Genomic DNA, 1,658 nt, shown 5'->3' with positions numbered 1-1,658 from the left:
CTATTAAGGTCATGGGCTTTGTCGAGTTTTTGGGCCGGGAGACCCCGGTGGAGCTCACCTCCGCCCCGAACCCCAAGAAATACACACCCGGTTTTCGGATTCGGGGCGGGGGCCGACGGCCTCCGCCCCGAATCCGTTTTGGTCCAGCGGCGCGGACGCGTTAGCCTGGCCTGATGTGTGTGCTGGCGACCGGGTGTCGCCCCGCGTCCGCACGCACCAGCAATCACCTCTCGGAAGGACCCGGAGAGACATGCCTCCCAAGAAGAAGAAGATCACGGGGCTTATCAAGCTCCAGATCAACGCCGGTGCGGCCAACCCGGCGCCGCCGGTCGGCCCCGCGCTGGGCCAGCACGGCGTCAACATCATGGAGTTCTGCAAGGCCTACAACGCTGCGACCGAGTCGCAGCGCGGCATGATCGTGCCGGTGGAGATCACGGTCTACGACGACCGTTCCTTCACCTTCATCACGAAGACGCCGCCGGCCGCGCGCCTCATCCTGAAGGCCGCCGGTATCGACAAGGGCTCCAGCGAGCCGCACAAGACCAAGGTCGCCAAGCTCACCAGCGCCCAGGTCCGCGACATCGCCACCACCAAGATGCCCGACCTGAACGCCAACGACCTGGACGCGGCGGAGAAGATCATCGCCGGCACCGCCCGGTCGATGGGCATCACCGTCGAGGGCTGATCAAGCCCCCCGTCCCGTCAGGGGCAAACCGGCTCAGCCGTCCCTGTGGTAGGGCCTGCGCAGGCCCGTCGAATACCACAACTCCAATCACCATTCAGGAGCAGCAGTGAAGCGCAGCAAGGCTCTGAAGGCCGCGGACGCCCAGGTCGACCGCGACCGCCTCTACGCCCCCCTCGAGGCCGTCCGCCTCGCCAAGGCGACCAGCACCACCAAGTTCGACGGCACCGTCGAGGTCGCCATGCGTCTGGGCGTCGACCCGCGCAAGGCCGACCAGATGGTCCGCAGCACCGTGATCCTCCCGCACGGCACCGGTAAGACCGCTCGGGTCCTGGTCTTCGCGACCGGCGAGCGTGCCGAGGCCGCGCGTGCTGCGGGTGCCGACATCGTCGGCTCCGACGAGCTCATCGACGAGGTCGCCAAGGGCCGCCTCGACTTCGACGCCGTCGTCGCCACCCCGGACCTCATGGGCAAGGTCGGCCGCCTGGGCCGCGTGCTCGGTCCCCGTGGCCTGATGCCGAACCCGAAGACCGGCACCGTGACCCCGGACACCGCCAAGGCAGTGAACGAGATCAAGGGCGGCAAGATCGAGTTCCGCGTCGACAAGCACTCGAACCTGCACTTCATCATCGGTAAGGCCTCCTTCACCGACGAGCAGCTGGTCGAGAACTACGCCGCCGCGCTGGACGAGGTGCTCCGCGCCAAGCCGTCCGCCGCCAAGGGCCGCTACATCAAGAAGACCGCGTTCTCGACCACCATGGGCCCCGGCATCCTGGTGGACCCGAACCGCACCCGCAACCTCCTCGTCGAGGAGGACCCGGCCGCGGTCTGAGCCCCAGTGCTCTAGAGCAGTCCGTACGACGGGCCCCCCCCCCCCCCCCCGGGGGGGGGGGGCCGGCGTCGTATGTAGGGTGGGGGCGGGGCGCCGCGGGCCCCGGGGGGGGGGGCCCCCGGGGCCGGGGCCGGAAAGGGTTGC

2 protein-coding genes are annotated in these 1,658 nt (G+C 69.0%); both read left to right on the top strand.

Going from position 1 to position 1,658, the window contains the following annotated elements; all coding sequences use genetic code 11:
• Window positions 1-250 precede the first annotated feature (250 nt).
• Entirely contained in the window at window positions 251-685 is a 435-nt protein-coding gene (gene rplK, locus ACFWXO_RS01765; protein ID WP_375881984.1) for a 50S ribosomal protein L11, read from the top strand.
• 106 nt (window positions 686-791) lie between these two features.
• Window positions 792-1,514 carry a 50S ribosomal protein L1 gene (gene rplA / locus ACFWXO_RS01760; protein WP_375881987.1) on the top strand — a complete coding sequence of 241 codons (723 nt, stop codon included), beginning with the start codon at window positions 792-794 and terminating at the stop codon, window positions 1,512-1,514.
• The last annotated feature ends 144 nt before the right edge of the window (window positions 1,515-1,658 follow it).

It is taken from the genome of Kitasatospora sp. NPDC059088 (assembly GCF_042738155.1).
Lineage (GTDB): Bacteria > Actinomycetota > Actinomycetes > Streptomycetales > Streptomycetaceae > Kitasatospora.
Note: the sequence above shows the minus strand (reverse complement) of the source record. Positions and strands in the feature narration are given on the sequence as shown.